At 32.1% G+C, this 3,678-nt stretch carries 5 protein-coding genes; 3 read left to right on the top strand and 2 right to left on the bottom strand.

All coding sequences use genetic code 11. The features are described 5' to 3' along the window. The first annotated feature begins 313 nt into the window (after positions 1–313). Positions 314–979 (top strand): type 1 glutamine amidotransferase, encoded by a 666-nt coding sequence (locus ABS911_RS14720; protein WP_350468181.1) that lies wholly within the window; start codon positions 314–316, stop codon positions 977–979. A 59-nt stretch (positions 980–1,038) separates the two neighbouring features. Continuing rightward, positions 1,039–1,788, top strand: coding sequence for a DUF6557 family protein (locus ABS911_RS14715; RefSeq protein ID WP_350468180.1), 750 nt, complete (start codon positions 1,039–1,041; stop codon positions 1,786–1,788). A 230-nt stretch (positions 1,789–2,018) separates the two neighbouring features. Here ABS911_RS14715 and ABS911_RS14710 read toward each other — a convergent pair whose 3' ends face one another. Then, a complete protein-coding gene (locus tag ABS911_RS14710; RefSeq protein WP_023176477.1) occupies positions 2,019–2,297 on the bottom strand; it encodes a helix-turn-helix domain-containing protein in 279 nt (92 codons plus the stop codon). Next, positions 2,287–2,658, bottom strand: a complete 372-nt coding sequence (locus tag ABS911_RS14705) for a type II toxin-antitoxin system RelE/ParE family toxin (protein ID WP_023176478.1) — start codon at positions 2,656–2,658, stop codon at positions 2,287–2,289. Before ABS911_RS14705 ends, ABS911_RS14710 begins: the two co-directional genes overlap by 11 nt. Positions 2,659–3,328: 670 nt before the next feature. Between ABS911_RS14705 and ABS911_RS14700 the strand changes: the two genes are divergently transcribed. Then, positions 3,329–3,678 (top strand): ferritin-like domain-containing protein (locus ABS911_RS14700; protein ID WP_350468179.1); only part of this gene is annotated, 350 nt, incomplete at its 3' end.

Genomic DNA, 3,678 nt, shown 5'->3' with positions numbered 1-3,678 from the left:
AGATATTTTAGGCTGTTCTAGGGTACAACTATGCTCATCTCACCACTTTCTCTCACCTCGGCTAGCAAATGAGAAACCTTAGGTCAACCCCTTTATTTACTATATAACTTAAATAAAAGGAACGATATCTTATGGAGTAGCGAATAAATGAGTGAAAGAATAATGTATGGAAATTGAGTTTGATTATAGCTTAGATAATTTTTAAGACTGTTTAAAATAGATTACTGAGAAACACAAAATACAAAGAAATATAAATGGTTATTAAAAAAGCTTTATGGAAAACTGAACTATTATAGTTAGTAAGGAGGGTAGTATGAATATACATATTATTCAACATGTTTCATTTGAAAAACCTGGTCGAATTATGGACTGGATACAAGAGAATAATCATACAGTCGAAATGATTAAAGTATTTAACGGAGAGCCTTTTCCCAAAGAGGAAGAAGTGTCTTTCTTAATTGTTTTAGGTGGACCAATGAGTGCGAATGATACAGAACAATGGATACAAGATGAACGACATCTGATAAAAGAAGTCGTCGATAGTGGGAAACCGATGTTAGGAATTTGTTTAGGTGCACAACAATTAGCTAAAGCCTATGGAAGTGATATTATTTCTACTCCTAAAGAAGTTGGTTGGCACTCGGTGACCTCTTTAACGCAAAACTTTCATCCTAGTAAAGAGTATACTGTCCTTCATTGGCATGGTGAAGGATTTACAAAACCTTGCCATGCTACGCCTTTATATTCTACTGAAAAGTGGGAAAACCAAGGGTTTCGCCTGTTCAATGCGATAGGATTACAATTTCATTTTGAAGCGACCAAAGAATCTGTGAAAGAGATTGTAGAAGCTGATTCACTGTTTCTGTCACAGTCAGTTTTCTCTGTGACACGAGGAGGAACAATAGATTTTCCTGTTCCTGATGAGAATAAAGATATTCTATTTTCGATCCTAAATACATTGGAACGTGAAGTGAAATAAGTACAGTGTATTTATTTGATGGATTGGGCTTGAAATAAAAGAATGGAGGAAGACAAAGGATGATCTTAAAAGAGGTTGTAACAAACTATTTATTTAACGATGAAATAATACAGACTATCGCTAACTACTGGAAGAAACACTATTACCAAGAGGAAGAGGTTACTGTTGGTAATATCAAAGAAAAGTTAGTTAAGTTGAGAGAAGAATTGGATAGAGTAGACACAACGGATGCTGCTTCTAGGTGTGGATATAGTCTTACCGCTAAATGGATTGAAGATGCTTTTACAGATGAAATAGTGATCGATATTTTTTGTACCTTTAATGAAGACGGAAAGCACTACTCAGTTGATTATCTTTCTTTTGAAGAGATGCTCCATTATAACGTTATATTTCCATTGGATATACCTAAAATCGATTTTTTAAGCGAATTACTATGGGAGATTACTTTCGAGGGGTTTACTGAGGAAAGTAAGACTAAAAGTCGCAGGGAGTTAGAAAATAGAATTCAAGAATCTGATGAAGTTCAAAAATCAATGGCTGATGTTAAAGCGTTCATTGTCTTTTTTAAAGAAAAATGTTCAACTGATAAACGCATTTCAATAATTGACCACTTCAAACCACTGACGGATTCTGTTGTTGAAGACTGGTCAGACATTTTTGATGAGACCGAGGATGAATCAAGTGAAGTATCTTTTTGGTCAAATGTAGCTGTGCAAAAGCAAGATGAACAGCTATTAGAAGAATTTCTTCAAGTTTTCAAAGATGAATATGACTCTTTTGTTGATCAGAAGTCACAAAAGAAATTATAAAATACAAATACATATAGATTAGATTAAAAATTTCAGCGGAGTTATTTGGCTTAGATACATTAAATTAGATATAATCATGTATCAAACAGAATAAGGGCCACCAAACTCATATAAAATATAGGTAAGTTTGGTGGTCCTTATTCTTGTGTTTATCTACCAATAGGTTTAATTAATTACATAATAGCAAATAAGATATTTTTGTACATGTTATTTTAGGAATCGCTACAAAGTTAAACGACTACTTCTAATTTGAGTTTTCCGCCTACAGATTCTACGATATTACTTAATGTTTGTACACTAATGTTTTGTGTTCCTTTTTCAACTCGAGAAATATAAGATTGTTTTTTTCCAGTTAAAGTAGCTAATTCAGATTGAGTTAATTGTTTTTCTTCTCTAATTCTTAAAAGAATAGTTGCAGCTTGATAGCTCGCTTCAGTTTCTTTCCATGCTTCAGCAAATTCCGGATTCTCCATTTGGGTATCAAAGTATCCTTTTAGTTTATTTTCCATCTTTTTCACCCTTTCTTTCTAGGTAGTCTTTACGATACTCTTTAGATTTGGTAATTTCTCTTGCAGGAGTTTTTTGTGTTTTCTTCGTGAAACCATGCGTGATAATATATTTATTATTAGTAAAATGAAAATATAAACACCTAAAAATATTGCTTGAGAATTTTACTCGGATTTCGTAAATGCCATCATCTAAGTGATCAATATACCCTGGTGGAGAATGGACTCCAAAATCCTCTACAATAGTTATTGCTCTTAGTACTTTAGCTCTAGATTTTACATCTAGGCTATCTAAATAATCCAAGAAAGGTGTTTCTCCGTTTTCTTTTTCATAGATATCGAAATTATATTTTTTCATATACATATTATAACCTATAAGTGATAATATGTAAACTTTCTTAGAGTATTTGTATTGGATAACAGATACTATTAAGTTTATAGGAATACATGAAATTGCTTAGAATCATGTATTGCAAAATAAGAGATTAATTTGACAAACCGTCATAAAAATAAAAACCAGTCAAAACTAATAATAATATAGGTATTCCATAAGCTAAAACTCCTATTAATCGATCTACTAAAAATAAATAAAAAAATTCTTTTCAATTTTTATTTATGGTATGACATAAATAAAGTAAAGTTATTCGTCTAGGTTAATCTTATTAATACTCTTTCTCACTAGTGTTGCATGCAACACTAGTGAGAAAGAGTATTAAATATACTGCAAGACAAGACCTTTGGTAAATGAAGAATAACAAGCAAAAAAATAGCAGTCATGTCTCTTGACAAAGTATAGTTGCTATTCTTTCTTTAGACCCTACTTTAATGAAATTTTTGTTTGGAGGGAACGACTTCATTCCTTTGATTATTTCAGTTGAATTTAATAGAGAAGCCTGGCGTCTATTAAGAAATACTTTTCTTGATGAGCGTCAATTTTTTTAACGGAAATCTATCCTATACTAAATTCAGTAAAGAAAAAGGAGGAATCAAAGAAAGCTATTTTAAACAAACCAAAATTATAGGAGGAATAAATCATGACTGAAAATAAAGCTACTCAAGAAAGAACACCCCAAGAAAGATTGCAAGAAGAACAAGAACACAAGGAACATGTCCATCATACAAAAATTAATGCAGCGGCCATTTCGGATCATCTTTTAGGGAACATGCATACTTTACATGTGAAATTGCACCAATATCACTGGTATGTAAATGGCGCTAATTTCTTCACTCTGCATGAAAAATTTGAAGAATTGTATAATCAAAACGAAGAATGGTTCGACAAACTAGCAGAACGCTTGATTATTTCCGGTCATAAACCGGCTTCAACCACCGCTGAATTTGAAAAATATTCCATGCTTTCAGAAGATGCCGTCAATAAATATGC

It is taken from the genome of Carnobacterium sp., assembly GCF_040274425.1.
The sequence above is the reverse complement of the archived record's forward strand: the minus strand, read 5'-3'. Positions and strand labels throughout refer to the sequence as shown.

What these genes read in the sequence shown, in the direction of transcription:
- ABS911_RS14720 (WP_350468181.1), top strand. Translation starts at nt 314, where the DNA reads ATGAATATACATATTATTCAACATGTTTCATTTGAAAAACCTGGTCGA.
- ABS911_RS14715 (WP_350468180.1), top strand. Translation starts at nt 1,039, where the DNA reads ATGATCTTAAAAGAGGTTGTAACAAACTATTTATTTAACGATGAAATA.
- ABS911_RS14710 (WP_023176477.1), bottom strand. Translation starts at nt 2,297, where the DNA reads ATGGAAAATAAACTAAAAGGATACTTTGATACCCAAATGGAGAATCCG.
- ABS911_RS14705 (WP_023176478.1), bottom strand. Translation starts at nt 2,658, where the DNA reads ATGTATATGAAAAAATATAATTTCGATATCTATGAAAAAGAAAACGGA.